The sequence below is a fragment of the Streptomyces sp. NPDC002446 genome (assembly GCF_053595675.1).
In genome coordinates, this window is the sequence record NZ_JBSFYC010000043.1 from 1 (window position 1) to 17,307 (window position 17,307).

General features: G+C 70.4%; 17 protein-coding genes. 1 reads left to right on the forward strand and 16 read right to left on the reverse strand.

All coding sequences use genetic code 11. The annotated features are described in order from the left end of the window. The 13 genes from metK to pyrR form a co-directional block, all read right to left on the reverse strand. Window positions 1–872 (reverse strand): methionine adenosyltransferase (gene metK / locus ACWD6P_RS23250; protein ID WP_451446070.1); only part of this gene is annotated, 872 nt, incomplete at its 3' end. Window positions 873–1,135: 263 nt separating this feature from the next. Beyond that, window positions 1,136–2,377, reverse strand: coding sequence for a bifunctional phosphopantothenoylcysteine decarboxylase/phosphopantothenate--cysteine ligase CoaBC (coaBC, locus tag ACWD6P_RS23255; RefSeq protein WP_451446071.1), 1,242 nt, complete (start codon window positions 2,375–2,377; stop codon window positions 1,136–1,138). 103 nt (window positions 2,378–2,480) lie between these two features. Then, a complete protein-coding gene (rpoZ, locus tag ACWD6P_RS23260) occupies window positions 2,481–2,753 on the reverse strand; it encodes a DNA-directed RNA polymerase subunit omega (protein WP_005319902.1) in 273 nt (90 codons plus the stop codon). 106 nt (window positions 2,754–2,859) lie between these two features. Next, window positions 2,860–3,480, reverse strand: a complete 621-nt coding sequence (gene gmk / locus ACWD6P_RS23265; RefSeq protein WP_451446072.1) for a guanylate kinase — start codon at window positions 3,478–3,480, stop codon at window positions 2,860–2,862. Between the two features lie 38 nt (window positions 3,481–3,518). Continuing rightward, window positions 3,519–3,842 (reverse strand): integration host factor, encoded by a 324-nt coding sequence (locus ACWD6P_RS23270; protein ID WP_006607450.1) that lies wholly within the window; start codon window positions 3,840–3,842, stop codon window positions 3,519–3,521. A gap of 215 nt (window positions 3,843–4,057) precedes the next feature. Then, window positions 4,058–4,894, reverse strand: coding sequence for an orotidine-5'-phosphate decarboxylase (pyrF, locus tag ACWD6P_RS23275; RefSeq protein WP_451446073.1), 837 nt, complete (start codon window positions 4,892–4,894; stop codon window positions 4,058–4,060). After that, window positions 4,891–6,003, reverse strand: coding sequence for a quinone-dependent dihydroorotate dehydrogenase (locus ACWD6P_RS23280; protein WP_451446074.1), 1,113 nt, complete (start codon window positions 6,001–6,003; stop codon window positions 4,891–4,893). Before ACWD6P_RS23280 ends, pyrF begins: the two co-directional genes overlap by 4 nt. 92 nt (window positions 6,004–6,095) lie before the next feature. Further along, the gene (gene carB / locus ACWD6P_RS23285) at window positions 6,096–9,407 is read right to left on the reverse strand and encodes a carbamoyl-phosphate synthase large subunit (RefSeq protein WP_451446075.1); all 3,312 of its coding nucleotides are present in this window, start codon (window positions 9,405–9,407) and stop codon (window positions 6,096–6,098) included. After that, the gene (carA, locus tag ACWD6P_RS23290) at window positions 9,400–10,542 is read right to left on the reverse strand and encodes a glutamine-hydrolyzing carbamoyl-phosphate synthase small subunit (RefSeq protein ID WP_451446076.1); all 1,143 of its coding nucleotides are present in this window, start codon (window positions 10,540–10,542) and stop codon (window positions 9,400–9,402) included. Before carA ends, carB begins: the two co-directional genes overlap by 8 nt. After that, window positions 10,539–11,120 (reverse strand): PH-like domain-containing protein, encoded by a 582-nt coding sequence (locus ACWD6P_RS23295; protein WP_451446077.1) that lies wholly within the window; start codon window positions 11,118–11,120, stop codon window positions 10,539–10,541. Before ACWD6P_RS23295 ends, carA begins: the two co-directional genes overlap by 4 nt. Beyond that, complete coding sequence (locus tag ACWD6P_RS23300; protein WP_451446078.1) at window positions 11,117–12,403, reverse strand: dihydroorotase; 1,287 nt, start codon at window positions 12,401–12,403, stop codon at window positions 11,117–11,119. The genes ACWD6P_RS23295 and ACWD6P_RS23300 overlap by 4 nt, the downstream gene beginning before the upstream one ends. 5 nt (window positions 12,404–12,408) lie before the next feature. Further along, window positions 12,409–13,386 (reverse strand): aspartate carbamoyltransferase catalytic subunit, encoded by a 978-nt coding sequence (locus tag ACWD6P_RS23305; RefSeq protein WP_451446079.1) that lies wholly within the window; start codon window positions 13,384–13,386, stop codon window positions 12,409–12,411. A 93-nt stretch (window positions 13,387–13,479) separates the two neighbouring features. Beyond that, complete coding sequence (pyrR, locus tag ACWD6P_RS23310) at window positions 13,480–14,079, reverse strand: bifunctional pyr operon transcriptional regulator/uracil phosphoribosyltransferase PyrR (protein ID WP_451446080.1); 600 nt, start codon at window positions 14,077–14,079, stop codon at window positions 13,480–13,482. 221 nt (window positions 14,080–14,300) lie between these two features. Here pyrR and bldD point away from each other — a divergent pair, with 221 nt between their 5' ends. After that, entirely contained in the window at window positions 14,301–14,801 is a 501-nt protein-coding gene (bldD, locus tag ACWD6P_RS23315; protein ID WP_384429091.1) for a transcriptional regulator BldD, read from the forward strand. Window positions 14,802–15,081: 280 nt separating this feature from the next. Here the strand turns inward: bldD and nusB are convergent, their stop codons facing one another. The 3 genes from nusB to ACWD6P_RS23330 form a co-directional block, all read right to left on the reverse strand. Continuing rightward, a complete protein-coding gene (nusB, locus tag ACWD6P_RS23320; protein WP_451446081.1) occupies window positions 15,082–15,516 on the reverse strand; it encodes a transcription antitermination factor NusB in 435 nt (144 codons plus the stop codon). A 2-nt stretch (window positions 15,517–15,518) separates the two neighbouring features. Then, on the reverse strand, window positions 15,519–16,085 hold the full coding sequence (gene efp / locus ACWD6P_RS23325) for an elongation factor P (RefSeq protein WP_384429085.1): 567 nt from the start codon (window positions 16,083–16,085) through the stop codon (window positions 15,519–15,521). A gap of 66 nt (window positions 16,086–16,151) precedes the next feature. Continuing rightward, entirely contained in the window at window positions 16,152–17,258 is a 1,107-nt protein-coding gene (locus ACWD6P_RS23330; protein WP_451446082.1) for an aminopeptidase P family protein, read from the reverse strand. Window positions 17,259–17,307: the final 49 nt, after the last annotated feature.

Below are 17,307 nucleotides of genomic sequence, written 5' to 3' on the forward strand. Positions count from 1 at the left end.
GAGCGGTCGACCTTGGACGGGTCCTTGCCGGAGAAGGCGCCGCCGCCGTGGCGGGCCATACCGCCGTAGGTGTCGATGATGATCTTGCGGCCGGTCAGGCCGGCGTCACCCATCGGGCCGCCGATCTCGAAGCGGCCGGTCGGGTTGACCAGCAGGCGGTAGCCCTCGGTGTCCAGCTTGATGCCGTCCTCGACGAGCTGGTTGAGGACGTGCTCGACGACGAACTCGCGGATGTCCGGCGCGAGCAGCGAGTCGAGGTCGATGTCGCTGGCGTGCTGCGAGGAGACCACGACGGTGTCGAGGCGGACAGCCTTGTGGCCGTCGTACTCGATGGTGACCTGGGTCTTGCCGTCGGGGCGCAGGTAGGGGATGGTCCCGTTCTTGCGCACCTCGGACAGACGGCGGGAGAGCCGGTGCGCCAGGTTGATCGGGAGCGGCATCAGCTCGGGCGTCTCGTCGCAGGCGTACCCGAACATCAGGCCCTGGTCGCCCGCGCCCTGCCGGTCCAGCTCGTCGTCATCGCCCTCGACGCGGTTCTCGTACGCGGTGTCGACACCCTGGGCGATGTCCGGGGACTGCGCGCCGATCGAGACCGAGACGCCGCAGGAAGCGCCGTCGAAGCCCTTCTTGGACGAGTCATAACCGATGTCCAGGATCTTGTTGCGGACGAGGTTGGGGATGTCGGCGTACGCCTTGGTCGTCACCTCGCCGGCCACATGGACCAGGCCGGTGGTGATCAGCGTCTCGACGGCGACCCGGGAGGTCGGGTCCTCCTTGAGGAGCGCGTCGAGGATGGTGTCGCTGATCTGGTCAGCGATCTTGTCGGGGTGGCCCTCGGTGACGGACTCCGAGGTGAACAGGCGGCGGGACACATCGCTCCCTGGGGTTGCAGCGGCTGCTGGCTGATCATTGGCGGAAGGGCCGAGAGCTGCGCTCGGCCCGATCCACTCGCCAGTTTATCGGTCGTATGTGGCGTTCGGGCACGCGGTCTCGATTTATGGACCCCCCGTGACCTGGGACACCACGCCTCACGGTAGGACGATCACCTTGAGAATGAGTCCGGTCAAGAGGACACGCCGCTTTTTGTGGGGCCGGTGGGGTGACTGGGGGGCGCATATCGGCCGTACGGGCGCGCTCAGGCCCGGGACGCGGCCAGGCGGGGGGACACCAGATCCCAGACCGTGTCGGCCAGGACTTCCTTGGGGCCGTACGGAACCGGGGTCTCGGTGCCGTCGGCGGCCAGGACGACCGCCTCGTTCTCCGCCGAGCCGAAGGCCTTGTGCTCGCCCACCTCATTGACGACCAGCAGGTCACAGCCCTTGCGGGCGAGCTTGGCGCGGCCGTTGGCGAGCACGTCGTCGGTCTCGGCCGCGAAACCCACGACGATCTGCCCGGGACGGGCGCGGTCGGCGGAGAGCTCGGCGAGGATGTCCGGATTCCGGACCAGGGTGACGGGTTCCGGCTCCCGGCCCTCGATCTTCTTGATCTTGCCGGTGGTGTAGACGGCGGGACGGAAGTCGGCGACGGCCGCGGCCATGACGACCGCGTCGGCGTCCGCCGCGGCCTTCACTGCGGCCTCCCTGAGCTGGCGGGCGGTGCCGACACGGACCACGTCCACCCCGGCGGGGTCGGGCAGCTCGGTGTTGGCCGCGACGAGCGTGACCCGGGCGCCGCGGGCCGCCGCGGTGCCGGCCAGCGCGTAGCCCTGCTTGCCGGAGGAGCGGTTGCCCAGGTAGCGGACGGGGTCCAGCGGCTCGCGGGTGCCGCCGGCGGTGACCACGACATGGCGGCCCGCGAGGTCCTGTACGGAGGCGCCCTGTGCGCCGCTTCTCCGCAGGACGTGGCGGCAGAGGTCGAAGATCTCCACGGGGTCGGGGAAGCGGCCCTTGCCGGTGTCGACGCCGGTCAGCCGGCCGACCGCGGGCTCGATGACGAGCGCGCCGCGGCGGCGCAGCGTGGCGACGTTCTCCTGCGTGGCGGGGTGCTCCCACATCTCGGTGTGCATCGCCGGGGCGAACACCACCGGACAGCGCGCGGTGAGCAGGGTGTTGGTCAGCAGGTCGTCGGCGAGGCCGTGGGCGGCCTTGGCCAGCATGTCCGCGGTGGCGGGGGCGACCACGACCAGGTCGGCGGTCTGGCCGATGCGGACGTGCGGAACCTCGTGGACGGACTCCCAGACCTCGGTGGAGGCCGGGTTGCCGGACAGCGCCGCCCAGGTGGCCTCGCCGACGAAGTGCAGCGCCGAGGCGGTGGGCACCACCCGTACGTCGTGCCCGGACTCGGTCAGCCGCCGCAGCAGCTCACAGGCCTTGTAGGCGGCGATGCCGCCGCTGACGCCCAGGACGACCCTGGGCCGCTCCCGCTCCCGCTTGTCCATCGCTTCGCCGCTCCCCGGGCTCTGGTCCGTAAGGTCTGTATGCCCTATGACACACCAAGGGCCCGACGGTCACACCGCCGGGCCCTTGGTGAAGTGCTGCTGCTTACTGAGCGGGGCCCTCGATGGCCTCGGACGTCAGCAGACCCGCGTTGATCTCGCGCAGCGCGATCGAGAGGGGCTTCTCGTGGACGTGCGTGTCGACCAGCGGGCCGACGTACTCCAGCAGGCCCTCGCCGAGCTGGGAGTAGTACGCGTTGATCTGGCGCGCGCGCTTGGCGGCGTAGATCACGAGGCTGTACTTCGAGTCGGTGGCCTCGAGAAGCTCATCAATGGGCGGGTTGATGATGCCCTCGGGTGCGGTGATGGAAGAGGACACTCTCTACCTTCCGAAAGGGGATGAAGCCTGGGTGTCACGCGCCGGTGTGTCGTACGACACGGCGCAAAAATCTCGGTCGGTCCGGGGCCGGTGAAGCTCCGCGGCGTCAGCCGCTGGTGTTCCGCTCCCCGGATCGATGCAGCATCAAGGCTAGCAGCTCACGGCTCACGTCCTCGACGGAGGTGTTGACGAGCGTCACATCGAACTCCTTCTCCGCTGCCAGCTCGATCCTGGCGGCCTCCAGACGGCGCTCGATCACCTCGGGCGCCTCGGTGCCCCGGCCGGTGAGCCGGCGGACCAGCTCGTCCCAGCTCGGCGGGGCCAGGAAGACCAGGTGGGCCTCCGCCATGGACTCGCGGACCTGACGGGCGCCCTGCAGGTCGATCTCCAGCAGGACCGGCTCGCCGGACTCCAGGCGGTCGAGCACCGCCTTGCGGGGGGTGCCGTAGCGGTTGCCCGCGAACTCCGCCCATTCGAGCAGCTCGCCGTTGGCGATGAGCTTGTCGAATTCCTCGTCGTCGACGAAGAAGTACTGGACGCCGTGCTGCTCCCCGGGCCGCGGCTTGCGGGTGGTGGCCGATACCGAGAGCCAGACCTCGGGGTGGACCTTGCGCATATGCGCGACGACCGTGCTCTTGCCGACCCCGGAGGGGCCGGAGAGCACGGTCAGTCGCGGTTGTCTGGCCGGGGGTACGGGGGTCGTCCCCCGGGAGACTGCAGAACTCATGCAGCGATTATTCCAGCTTCCCGGTGATGCCGGAAAATTCAGGAAGCGGTGCTGCCGAACTCGCGCTCCAGCGATGCGATCTGGTTGGAGCCAAGACCCCGGACACGGCGGCTCTCGGAGATCCCGAGCCGCTCCATGATCTGCTTGGCGCGGACCTTGCCGACGCCCGGCAGGGACTCAAGGAGGGCGGAGACCTTCATCTTGCCGATGACGTCGTTCTCCTGGCCCTGCTTGATGACCTCATGGAGGGATGCACCGGAGTGCTTGAGCCGATTCTTGACCTCGGCGCGCTCCCGGCGAGCCGCGGCGGCCTTCTCGAGCGCGGCTGCGCGCTGTTCAGGGGTAAGGGGCGGAAGAGCCACGCCTACGTCACCTCGGATGTCGAACTGTCGGATACGGACCGGTGTGGAACCTAGTCGCCCCGCACCTGCGGAGCAACGAGCAACGCGCTTACGTGCAGTGCTCTCGACGGAGACTAGCGGCCAAGCGCGCTGGAGTCAGCGAGAACAGACGAAAAGTCCTGGTCAGACTCTGCTGACCAGGACATTTCGGGACCAAAGTCCCCGTCGAAAGGCACCTAGGCGAGCGCGGTACGCACTTCGTCGGCGAATCGGCCGGCCGCCGCGCGCAGCGCCGCGGTGTCCGGGCCGTGCCGCAGCACCCCCCGGCTGACGCTCGGGACGACGTTGCGTACGGCGTCCCCGAAGACGGTCGGGAGGTCAGCGGGGGTGGCACCCTGTGCGCCGATGCCCGGAGCCAGCAGCGGGCCGTTGATCGACAGGTCGAACGAGGAGAGATCGCCGAGCGTCGCGCCGACCACCGCGCCGAAGGAGCCCAGCGGCTCGGCGCCGGCGTTCTCGGCGGCGAGGTGGCCGAGCATGGTCGCCGCGATGCTGCGCCCGTCCTCGCGCACCGCCCGCTGGACCTCCGCGCCCTCCGGGTTGGAGGTCAGGGCGAGGACGAAGAGCCCGCAGCCGTTCTCCCGCGCCAGGTCGGCGGCCGGCTTCAGCGAGCCGTAACCGAGGTACGGGGAGACCGTCAGGGCGTCCGAGAACAGCGGCGAGTCCGGGCGCAGGAAGGTCTCGGCGTACGCCGCCATGGTCGAGCCGATGTCGCCGCGCTTGGCGTCCATCAGGACCAGGGCGCCGCGCTCGCGCGCCTCGACGACGGCGGTCTCCAGGACGGCCAGGCCGCGCGAGCCGAAGCGCTCGAAGAACGCCGCCTGCGGCTTGAAGACCGCGACCTGCTCGCCGAGCGCCTCCACGACGGTGCGGGTGAAGCGGGCCAGGCCCGCGACGTCGTCGTTCAGGCCCCAGTCGGCCAGCAGGGAGGCGTGCGGGTCGATGCCGACGCAGAGCGGGCCGCGCTCGTCCATGGCGCGGCGCAGACGCGCGCCGAAAGGCTCCAGGGTCATGCTGCGGTCACCTTCCTGTGCTCGGCGCCGACCGCGTCGGCGAGGGTGGCGTACGGGCTGTTGCGCAGCCGGGCCGCCAGCCCCTTGTGGAGGGCGCGGCACCAGAACGGGCCCTCGTAGATGAACGCGCTGTAGCCCTGGACCAGCGTGGCGCCGGCGAGGATGCGCTGCCAGACGTCCTCGGCGGTCTCGATGCCGCCGACGCCGACGAGGGTGACCTGGTCGCCGACACGGGCGTAGAGGCGGCGCAGCACCTCCAGGGAGCGCTCCTTGACGGGCGCGCCGGACAGGCCGCCGGTCTCGGCGGTCAGCTCCGGGGCGGAGACCAGGCCGAGGCCCTCACGGGCGATGGTGGTGTTGGTGGCGATGATCCCGTCCAGGCCCAGCTCGACGGCGAGGTCGGCGACCGCGTCGACGTCCGCGTCCGCGAGGTCCGGGGCGATCTTGACCAGCAGCGGGACCCGGCGGTCGGTGACCGTGCGGTCGGCAGCCTCGCGTACGGCGGTCAGCAGCGGACGCAGGTGGTCGACGGCCTGGAGGTTGCGCAGCCCCGGGGTGTTCGGGGAGGAGACGTTGACGACCAGGTAGTCGGCGTGGCGGGCGAGCCGCTCGGTGGAGGTGACGTAGTCGGCGGTGGCCTCGGCCTCCGGGACGATCTTGGTCTTGCCGATGTTGACGCCGACGGTGGTGCGGAAGACCGGGTTGCGGGCCGCCAGGCGCGCCGCCACGGAGGCGGAGCCGTCGTTGTTGAAGCCCATGCGGTTGATCAGCGCGCGGTCCGGTACGAGCCGGAAGAGGCGCTTCTTGGGGTTGCCGGGCTGCGGCTGGGCGGTGACCGTGCCGATCTCGACGTGGTCGAAGCCGAGCATGGCCATCCCGTCGATGGCGACGGCGTTCTTGTCGAAGCCGGCGGCCAGCCCGAAGGGGCCGTGCATCCGGCGGCCCAGGGCCTCGGTGCGCAGCTCCTTGTAGCGGGGGGCGAGGACGGCGGCGATGAAGGTGCGCAGGACGGGGATGCGCACGGCGTACCGGATCCAGCGGAACGCCAGGTGGTGGGCCTGCTCCGGATCCATTCGCTTGAAGATCAGGTTGAAGAAGAGGCGGTACATGGTGCGGCAGGTGCCTTCCACAGGTGGGGGCGAGGGGGCTCGGAGGGGCTCATGAAGAGGGGGACACGGTGACCGTGTCCCCCTCGTGCGCCCTACTCCTCGCGGGCGGCGATGAGATGTTCCGCGTGTTCCTGGAGGGAACGCACGCCCACATCGCCGCGGGACATCGCCTCGATGCCCTGTACGGCCGCGGCCAGCGCCTGGACCGTGGTCAGGCAGGGGATGCCGCGGGCGACGGAGGCGGTCCGGATGTCGTAGCCGTCCAGGCGGCCGCCGGTGCCGTACGGGGTGTTGACGATCAGGTCGACCTGGCCGTCGTGGATCAGCTGGACGATGGTCTTCTCGCCGTTCGGGCCCTCGCCCTCGGACTGCTTGCGCACCACGGTGGCGTTGATGCCGTTGCGGCGCAGCACCTCGGCGGTGCCGGAGGTGGCGAGCAGCTCGAAGCCGTGCGCGACCAGCTCGCGCGCCGGGAAGATCATCGAGCGCTTGTCGCGGTTGGCGACGGACACGAAGGCGCGGCCCTTGGTGGGCAGCGCCCCGTAGGCGCCGGTCTGGGACTTGGCGTACGCCGTGCCGAAGACCGAGTCGATGCCCATGACCTCGCCGGTGGAGCGCATCTCGGGGCCGAGGACGGTGTCCACACCGCGGCCCGAGGCGTCGCGGAACCGCGACCAGGGCATGACGGCTTCCTTGACCGAGATCGGCGCGTCCAGCGGCAGGGTGCCGCCGTCGCCGGCCTTGGGCAGCATGCCCTCGGCGCGCAGCTCGGCGATGGTGGCGCCCAGCGAGATCCGGGCGGCGGCCTTGGCCAGCGGCACGGCGGTGGCCTTCGAGGTGAAGGGCACCGTACGGGAGGCACGCGGGTTGGCCTCCAGGACGTAGAGGATGTCGCCGGCCATCGCGAACTGGATGTTGATCAGGCCGCGGACGCCCACGCCCTTGGCGATCGCCTCCGTCGACGCCCGCAGCCGCTTGATGTCGAAGCCGCCGAGGGTGATCGGGGGCAGCGCGCAGGCGGAGTCGCCGGAGTGGATGCCGGCCTCCTCGATGTGCTCCATGACGCCGCCGAGGTAGAGCTCGTGGCCGTCGTAGAGCGCGTCGACGTCGATCTCTATGGCGTCGTCGAGGAAGCGGTCGATGAGGACCGGGTGCTCGGAGATCAGCCCCGCGTGCCGCTCCAGGTACCCGCCGAGCGAGGGCTCGTCGTAGACGATCTCCATGCCGCGGCCGCCGAGCACGTAGGACGGGCGGACCATGACCGGGTAGCCGATCTCGGCGGCGATCCGCTTCGCCTCGTCGAAGGAGAAGGCGGTGCCGTACTTGGGGGCGGGCAGACCGGCGTCGGTCAGCACCCGGCCGAAGGCGCCGCGCTCCTCGGCGAGGTCGATCGCCTCGGGCGAGGTGCCGACGATCGGCACGCCGTTGTCCTTGAGCGCCTGCGCCAGGCCCAGCGGGGTCTGCCCGCCGAGCTGGACGACGACGCCGGCGACCGGGCCCGCCTGGGTCTCGGCGTGCACGATCTCCAGTACGTCCTCGAGCGTCAGCGGCTCGAAGTACAGGCGGTCGGAGGTGTCGTAGTCCGTCGAGACGGTCTCCGGGTTGCAGTTGACCATCACGGTCTCGTAGCCGGCCTCGCTGAGCGCGAAGGAGGCGTGGACGCAGGAGTAGTCGAACTCGATGCCCTGGCCGATGCGGTTGGGGCCGGAGCCGAGGATGATCACGGCCGGCTTCTCGCGCGGCGCGACCTCGGTCTCCTCGTCGTAGGAGGAGTAGAAGTACGGGGTCTTCGCGGCGAACTCGGCGGCGCAGGTGTCGACCGTCTTGTAGACGGGGCGGACGCCGAGGGCGTGCCGGACCTCGCGCACGACGTCCTCGCGCAGACCGCGGATCGCCGCGATCTGGGCGTCGGAGAAGCCATGGCGCTTTGCGTCCGCAAGGATCTCGGGGCCGAGCTTGTCCGCGGCGGCGATCTCGTCGGCGATCTCCTTGACCAGGAAGAGCTGGTCGACGAACCAGGGGTCGATCTTCGTGGCGTCGAAGACCTCCTGCGGGGTGGCGCCGGCCCGGATCGCGGCCATGACGGTGTTGATCCGGCCGTCGGTCGGGACCTGGGCGAGCTCCAGCAGCTCCGCCTTCGCGCCCGGAGCGGTCACGAAGTCGAACTGGCTGCCCTTCTTCTCCAGCGAGCGCAGCGCCTTCTGCAGCGCCTCGGGGAAGTTGCGGCCGATCGCCATCGCCTCGCCGACCGACTTCATGGTCGTGGTCAGCGTGGCGTCGGCGGCCGGGAACTTCTCGAAGGCGAAGCGCGGCACCTTGACGACGACGTAGTCGAGAGTCGGCTCGAAGGACGCCGGGGTCTTCTCGGTGATGTCGTTGGGGATCTCGTCGAGGGTGTAGCCGACGGCGAGCCGGGCGGCGATCTTCGCGATCGGGAAGCCGGTGGCCTTGGAGGCCAGCGCCGAGGAGCGCGAGACGCGCGGGTTCATCTCGATGACGATGACCCGGCCGTCGACGGGGTTGACCGCGAACTGGATGTTGCAGCCGCCGGTGTCGACACCGACCTCGCGGATCACCGCGATGCCGATGTCGCGCAGGATCTGGTACTCGCGGTCGGTGAGCGTCATCGCCGGCGCGACGGTGATCGAGTCGCCGGTGTGGACGCCCATCGGGTCGAAGTTCTCGATGGAGCAGACGACCACGACGTTGTCGTTCCTGTCGCGCATCAGCTCCAGCTCGTACTCCTTCCAGCCGAGGATGGACTCCTCCAGGAGCACCTCGGTGGTCGGGGAGAGCGTGAGGCCCTGGCCGGCGATGCGGCGCAGCTCCTCCTCGTTGTGGGCGAAGCCGGAGCCGGCGCCGCCCATGGTGAAGGAGGGGCGGACGACGACGGGGTAGCCGCCGAGCTCGTCGACGCCCTTGAGGACGTCGTCCATGGAGTGGCAGATGACCGAGCGGGCGGACTCGCCGTGGCCGATCTTGGCGTTGACGGCCTCGACGACCTCCTTGAACAGGTCGCGGTCCTCGCCCTTGTTGATCGCCTCGACGTTGGCGCCGATCAGCTCGACGCCGTACTTGTCGAGGGTGCCGGCCTCGTGCAGCGAGATGGCCGTGTTCAGGGCCGTCTGACCGCCGAGGGTCGGCAGGAGCGCGTCCGGGCGCTCCTTGGCAATGATCTTCTCGACGAACTCCGGGGTGATCGGCTCGACATAGGTGGCGTCGGCGATCTCCGGGTCGGTCATGATCGTCGCGGGGTTGGAGTTCACCAGGATGACGCGCAGGCCCTCGGACTTGAGGACCCGGCAGGCCTGGGTACCGGAGTAGTCGAACTCGGCGGCCTGGCCGATGACGATCGGGCCGGAGCCGATGACCAGGACGGACTGGATATCGGTGCGCTTAGGCACGCTGGCCCTCCATGAGCTGTACGAAGCGGTCGAAGAGGTACGCGGCGTCGTGCGGGCCCGCGGCCGCTTCGGGGTGGTACTGGACGGAGAAGGCGGGCTGGTCGAGCAGCTGCAGCCCCTCCACGACGTTGTCGTTCAGGCAGACGTGGGAGACCTCGGCACGCCCGTAGGGGGTGTCGGAGACCTTGTCGAGCGGCGCGTCGACGGCGAACCCGTGGTTGTGCGCGGTGACCTCGACCTTGCCGGTCGTACGGTCCTGCACCGGCTGGTTGATGCCACGGTGCCCGTACTTGAGCTTGTAGGTGCCGAAGCCCAGCGCGCGGCCCAGGATCTGGTTGCCGAAGCAGATGCCGAACAGCGGGGTCTTCCTGGAGAGCACCTCGCGCATGACGGACACGGGGTGGTCGGCGGTGGCCGGGTCACCCGGGCCGTTGGAGAAGAACACGCCGTCCGGGTCGACCGCGTAGACGTCCTCGGCGGTGGCGGTCGCGGGCAGGACGTGCACCTCGATGCCGCGCTCGGCCATGCGGTGCGGGGTCATGCCCTTGATGCCCAGGTCGATGGCGGCGACGGTGAACTTCTTCGTACCGATCGCCGGGACGACGTACGCCTCCTTGGTGGCGACCTGGGTGGAGAGGTCGGCGCCCTGCATCTCGGGGGCCTGGCGCACCTTGGCCAGCATGACGCCCGCGTCGGGCAGGGCCTCGCCGGAGAAGATGCCGACCCGCATCGCACCGCGCTCGCGCAGGTGACGGGTGAGCGCGCGGGTGTCGATGCCGCTGATGCCGACGACGCCCTGGGCGACCAGCTCCTCGTCCAGGGAGCGCACCGAGCGCCAGTTGGACGGGACACGGGCGGGGTCGCGGACGACGTAGCCGGCGACCCAGATCCGCTGCGACTCGGGGTCCTCGTCGTTCACACCGGTGTTGCCGATGTGCGGCGCGGTCATGACGACGACCTGCCGGTGGTACGAGGGGTCGGTCAGCGTCTCCTGATAGCCGGTCATGCCGGTGGAGAACACCGCTTCGCCGAAGGTCTCCCCCACGGCCCCGTAGGCACGGCCGCGGAAGGTGCGGCCGTCCTCCAGGACGAGTACGGCGGGGATCTTGGCGGTCCCCCTGGTGGAGGTCGTCATCGTGCGCCTTCCGTTTCGGTGTGCTCGGTGGTGGTGGTGCTCAGTGCGTTGACGGCCGCGACCCAGGCGGCGTGCTCGGCCGCCCGGTCGGAGCGGAACCCGGAGTCGATCTCCCGGTCCCCGTGCCGCCAGGTGACGATCAGCAGGCCGCCCTCGGTGAGGACCTTGCCGGCGATGCCCTTGTCGAGGCGGGCGCCGCGCAGTGCGGCGGCCGGCACGAAGAAGTCCGCGGCGCCCGGCCGTACGACGTCCAGGCCCTGGTCGGTCAGCGTCAGCTCGGCGCGGCTGCGGGTGCCCAGGCCGCGCGCGACGATCCGGTCGAGCCACTGCCCGGCGGTGGTGGAGCCGTGGTAGCGGCCGCTGAGCGTCAGGCGCGGTTCTCCGGGCTCGTCGGGGGTGCCGGGCAGCTCGGGCAGATCGCCCTGGAGCGTGCCGCGCCACTTCCAGCCCTGCCGCATCAGCCAGTAGACGAAGACCACGAAGACCAGCAGGCCGACGACCCAGCCGATCCGTGCGGCCCAGTCGGTGACCGGCGCGGACTTCTGCGCTTCGGCCAGATGGATGAGTGGAGGAGTCACGCCAGCTTCCCGTCGACGACCGTTGCGCGGCCCCGCAGGAAGGTGTGGGTGACACGCCCCGGCAGCTCACGCCCCTCGTAGGGGGTGTTGCGGCTGCGCGAGGCGAAGCCCGCGGGGTCCACCTCTCCACGGTAAGCGGAATCGACCAGCGTGAGGTTGGCCGGCTCACCGGCCGAGACGGGGCGGCCGTGGCCCTTGGCCTGACCGATCCGCGCGGGCGCGAAGGACATCCGGTCCGCGACGTCCGCCCAGGTCAGCAGGCCGGTCTCGACCATGGTCCGCTGCACGACCGACAGCGCGGTCTCCAGGCCCACCATGCCCATGGCGGCCGCGGCCCACTCGCAGTCCTTGTCCTCGTGCGGGTGCGGGGCGTGGTCGGTGGCGACGATGTCGATCGTGCCGTCGGCGAGCGCCTCGCGCAGGGCCATGACGTCGCGCTCGGTGCGCAGCGGCGGGTTGACCTTGTAGACGGGGTTGTACGTCCGCACCATCTCGTCGGTCAGCAGCAGGTGGTGCGGGGTGACCTCGGCCGTCACGTCGATGCCGCGGGACTTGGCCCAGCGCACGATCTCGACGGAGCCGGCGGTCGACAGGTGGCAGATGTGCACCCGCGAGCCCACGTGGTCGGCGAGCAGCACATCGCGGGCGATGATCGACTCCTCGGCGACGGCCGGCCAGCCGCCGAGCCCCAGCTCCGCCGAGACGATGCCCTCGTTCATCTGGGCGCCCTCGGTGAGCCGCGGCTCCTGGGCGTGCTGCGCGACGACGCCGCCGAAGGCCTTCACGTACTCCAGCGCCCGGCGCATGATCACGGCGTCGTGGACGCACTTGCCGTCGTCGGAGAAGACGGTGACGCCGGCGGCGGACTCGTGCATGGCGCCCAGTTCGGCGAGCTTTTGGCCCTCCAGGCCCACGGTGACGGCACCGATGGGCTGCACATCGCAGTAGCCGTGCTCCTGGCCGAGCCGGTAGACCTGCTCGACAACGCCGGCGGTGTCGGCGACGGGGAAGGTGTTGGCCATGGCGAACACGGCGGTGTAGCCACCGGAGGCAGCCGCCCGGGTACCGGTCAGAACGGTCTCGGAGTCCTCACGGCCCGGCTCACGCAGATGGGTGTGCAGGTCAACCAGGCCCGGCAGCAGGATCTTGCCGTCGGCCTCGATGACGTCGGCGCCCTCGGCGGACAGCCCGGTGCCGACGGCCTCGATGGTCTCCCCGTCGATCAGTACGTCCTGCGGCTCCCCGCCGAGGACCTTCGCACCGCGGATAAGGATCTTGCTCATGGTTCTTACTTCTCCTCGGTACGGGGGTGGGTGACGGCGGGCTCGTTGCCGCCCAGGAGCAGGTACAGGACGGCCATGCGGATGGATACCCCGTTGGCCACCTGCTCGATGACCGTGCAGCGGTCGGAGTCGGCGACCTCGGCGGTGATCTCCATGCCGCGGACCATCGGGCCGGGGTGCATCACGATGGCGTGCTCGGGCATCCGCGCCATCCGGTCGCCGTCCAGGCCGTAGCGGCGCGAGTACTCGCGCTCGGTCGGGAAGAAGGCGGCGTTCATGCGCTCGCGCTGCACCCGCAGCATCATCACGGCGTCGGACTTCGGCAGCACCCGGTCGAGGTCGTACGACACCTCGCACGGCCAGGTCTCGACGCCGACCGGCACCAGGGTGGGCGGGGCGACGAGGGTGACCTCGGCGCCGAGGGTGTGCAGGAGGTCGACGTTCGAGCGCGCGACCCGGCTGTGGAGCACGTCGCCGACCAGGGTGATGCGCTGCCCGCCGAGGTCCTGCCCCAGCCCGGCGTCCGGGCCGATGAGCCGCCGCCGCATGGTGAAGGCGTCGAGCAGGGCCTGGGTGGGGTGCTGATGCGTGCCGTCACCGGCGTTGATGACGGGGGCGTCGATCCAGCCGGAGGTGGCGAGCCGGTAGGGCGCGCCGGAGGCGCTGTGCCGGATGACGACGGCGTCGACGCCCATCGCCTCCAGGGTCTGGGCGGTGTCCTTGAGGGACTCGCCCTTGGAGACGCTGGACCCCTTGGCGGCGAAGTTGATCACGTCCGCGGAGAGCCGCTTCTCGGCCGCCTCGAAGGAGATCCGGGTACGGGTCGAGTCCTCGAAGAAGAGGTTGCAGATCGTACGGCCGCGCAGGGTGGGGAGCTTCTTGATCGGCCGGTCCGCGACCCGGGCCATCTCCTCGGCGGTGTCGAGGATCAGGACGGCGTCGTCGCGGGTGAGGTCGGCGGCCGAGATGAGGTGACGCTTCATCCGGTTTTCTCCGTGGGTGAAGGAGGTGTACGGGGATGCCCGTCGAGCGGGCATGCCTGGGGCCCCGGGGGCACCGGGTCCGTGCGCGGTGCGCTAGCGCTCGCCGGCCGGGGTGGTCTCGCGGGCCTCGCGGACACCGAGCAGTACGGCGTCCCGGCCGTCCTCCTCGGTGAGCTGGACCTTGACCGCCTCCCGCAGCGACGTGGGGAGGTTCTTGCCCACATAGTCGGCACGGATCGGCAGTTCGCGGTGACCGCGGTCGACGAGGACCGCGAGCTGTACGGCGCGCGGCCGGCCGATGTCGCCCAGCGCGTCCAGCGCGGCGCGGATCGTGCGGCCGGAGAACAGGACGTCGTCGACGAGCAGGACGAGCCGGCCCTCGATGCCGTCGGTGGGGATGTCCGTGCGGGCGAGCGTGCGGGCGGGGCCCAGGCGCAGGTCGTCGCGGTACATCGTGATGTCGAGCGAGCCGACCGGGATCGTGCGGCCGGTGATCTCCTCGAGCTTGGCGGCCAGCCGCCGGGCGAGGAAGACTCCGCGGGTGGGGATGCCCAGCAGCACCACATCGTCCGCGCCCTTGGCGCGCTCGACGATCTCGTGGGCGATACGGGTCAGCATGCGCGCGATGTCCGGGCCTTCGAGCACCGGTCGCGCCGGAAGCTGGACCTCCGCGTCAGAACTGTTTGCGTCCATACGAAACGGACCTCCTTCTCCGCCTCACGGGACGGACCTTAAAGGACGTCGGAATAACGCAGTCAGGTTAGCAGGAGCCCCTTCAGGACCCGCCGGCACCCCTGACGGGTGATGGTCTGGCCCATTCCGCTTGACGAAGTCAGATTACGCTGCGTAACCTCACAGTGAGTTACCAGCCGCGCGGCGGAGCCGCATGTCGATACAGCCGTCTGGGGATCCTTATGTCCAGCGAATACGCCAAACAGCTCGGGGCCAAGCTCCGCGCCATCCGTACCCAGCAGGGCCTCTCCCTCCACGGCGTCGAGGAGAAGTCCCAGGGCCGCTGGAAGGCCGTGGTAGTGGGTTCGTACGAGCGCGGCGACCGTGCCGTGACCGTGCAGCGCCTCGCCGAACTGGCGGACTTCTACGGCGTTCCGGTGCAGGAACTCCTTCCGGGCACGACACCGGGCGGGGCGGCCGAGCCGCCGCCGAAGCTGGTGCTCGACCTGGAGCGTCTTGCCCATGTCCCGCAGGAGAAGGCCGGCCCGCTGCAGCGCTACGCCGCCACGATCCAGAGCCAGCGCGGTGACTACAACGGCAAGGTGCTCTCGATCCGCCAGGACGACCTGCGCACCCTCGCCGTGATCTACGACCAGTCGCCCTCGGTGCTGACCGAGCAGTTGATCAGCTGGGGCGTGCTGGACTCCGACGCCCGCCGCGCGGTCACGCACGAGGAGATCTGACCAAGCGCGACAGCTGAAGAAACGTACCGCCGCCCCGGCCATCCGGGGCGGCGGTTTTTTGTCTGCCGTCGTCTGCCGTCCTACGGACGGGCCCCGGAAGCGACGCAGGAGGCGCTGCCAAGCGCCGCCAAGCCACCGGAAGGGGCTCAGACGGCGCTGCCAGGCGCTGCCAAGCCACCGGAAGGGGCTCAGAAGGCGCCCTGCGGGCACGCGAAGGGCCCGGAGCGGCAATCCCCGCTCCGGGCCCGTTCGCACGCTCTGTCGAGCGCCTGCCGCGTCTCTACTGCGCCTCGCGGCGCAGGCTCGGCTTCAGCTCCTTGAGCCGGCCGAGGAGGCCGTTGACGAAGGCCGGGGAGTCGTCCGTGGAGAACTCCTTGGCGAGCTGCACGGCTTCGTCGATCGCCACCGCGTCCGGCGTGTCGTCCACCCAGAGCAGTTCGTAGGCCCCGAGCCGGAGGATCGAGCGGTCGGCCGCCGGCATCCGGTCCAGGTCCCAGTCGACCGCATAGGTGGAGATCAGCTCGTCGATGCGGGCGATGTGGTCCGCGTACCCCTCGACCAACTGCAGGGTGTACTCGTTCACCGGCGGCTGCCGGGGGTCGGTCCGGGCGTGACGCATCCAGTCCGCGAGCACGGACTGCACGTCGGCGCCGCGCTGATCGGCCTCGAAGAGGATCTGGAAGGCGCGCTTGCGGGCCTTGCTGCGGGCAGCCACGGTTAGCTGTTCACCCGGCCGAGGTAGTCGCCCGAGCGGGTGTCGACCTTGATCTTCTCACCGGTCGTGATGAAGAGCGGCACCTGGATCTCGTAGCCGGTCTCCAGCGTGGCGGGCTTGGTGCCACCGGTGGAGCGGTCGCCCTGGACGCCCGGCTCGGTCTCCTTGATGACCAGCTCGACGGCGGCCGGCAGCTCGACGTAGAGCACCGAACCCTCGTGCTGCGCGACAACCGCCTCGAAGCCCTCCAGGAGGAAGTTCGCGGCGTCGCCGACGGCCTTGCGGTCGACGTGGATCTGGTCGTAGGTGTCCATGTCCATGAAGACGAAGTAGTCGCCGTCCATGTACGAGAACTGCATCCCGCGCTTGTCGACGGTGGCCGTCTCGACCTTCACGCCGGCGTTGAAGGTCTTGTCCACCACCTTGCCGGAGAGCACGTTCTTGAGCTTGGTGCGGACGAAGGCCGGGCCCTTGCCGGGCTTGACGTGCTGGAACTCGACGACGGACCAGAGCTGGCCGCCTTCGAGCTTGAGCACCATGCCGTTCTTGAGGTCGTTCGTGGATGCCACGGTTGCGGAATCTCCTGGACTGCAGGTGGTGGGACCCGGGAGCAGCACCCAGTGAGCCGCTGCGGCTCACAGTGCGAGCAGCTCCTTGGTCGTGATCGTGAGTAGCTCGGGCCCGCCGTCCGCCTCAGGACGGACGACGAGTGTGTCGTCGATGCGGACACCCCCACGGCCCGGGATGTGAACCCCCGGCTCGACGGTGACCGGCACGCAAGCGTCCAGTTTACCCATGGCGGCCGGGGACAACTGAGGGTCCTCGTCGATTTCGAGTCCCACGCCGTGGCCGGTCCACGGCCCGAGCCGCTCGCCGTACCCCGCGGCGTCCAGCACATGGCGGGTCACCCGGTCCACCTCGCGGCACTCCACACCCGGCGCCAGCGCCTCGCGTCCGGCCCTCTGGGCTGCGAAAACGAGATCGTACAGCTCGATCTGCCAGTCCGAGGGCGAGGTGCCGATGACGAAGGTCCGGCCGACCTCGCTGCGGTAGCCGCGGTAGTTCGCGCCCAGGCCGACGCTGAGGAAGTCACCCTCCTCGACCCGCCGGTCGGTGGGCAGATGCCGGGCGCGGCCGGAGTTCGGACCGGTCGCGACGGAGGTGGGGAAGGCCGGGCCGTCCGCGCCGTGGTCGACCAAGCGGCGCTCCAGTTCGAGCGCGAGATGCCGTTCGGTGCGGCCGACCAGGATCGATTCGAGCAGCTCGCCCAGGGCCTGGTCGGCGATCTCACCGGCGATCCGCAGACAGGCGATCTCGTCGTCGTCCTTGACCAGCCGCTGCGCCTCGACCGCGCACCCCATGTCGGTCAGCCGCATCCGGGGCGCGACCTGGGACAGCGCCCGGTGCCGGGAGACGGTGAGGTGGTGCTCCTCGACGGCCAGGGTGTCCGCGCCGGCCTTCGCCGCCAGATCGGCGCCGGCCACGACCGGGTCGCCACCCCGGGTGGGCAGCACCGACACCCGTACGTCATCGACCGGCCGGCCCTCGGACGGATCGCCGCTGAGCGGTCTGCCGCACAGCAGCACCTCGTCGCCCGGCCCCAGCAGCAGGGCGGCGCCCGGAGGCGCGCAGCCGGTGAGGTAGCGGACGTTGGCGGGGCGCGAGATCAGTGCGGCGGCACTTCCGGTTGCCGCGCAGCGGTCGCGCAGCCGCGTGCGTCGGGCCGCGTACAACTCGGACATATCACGAGCGTACGGCGGCTCTCCCGAGGCGGCCGGTCGAGCGCGGCCG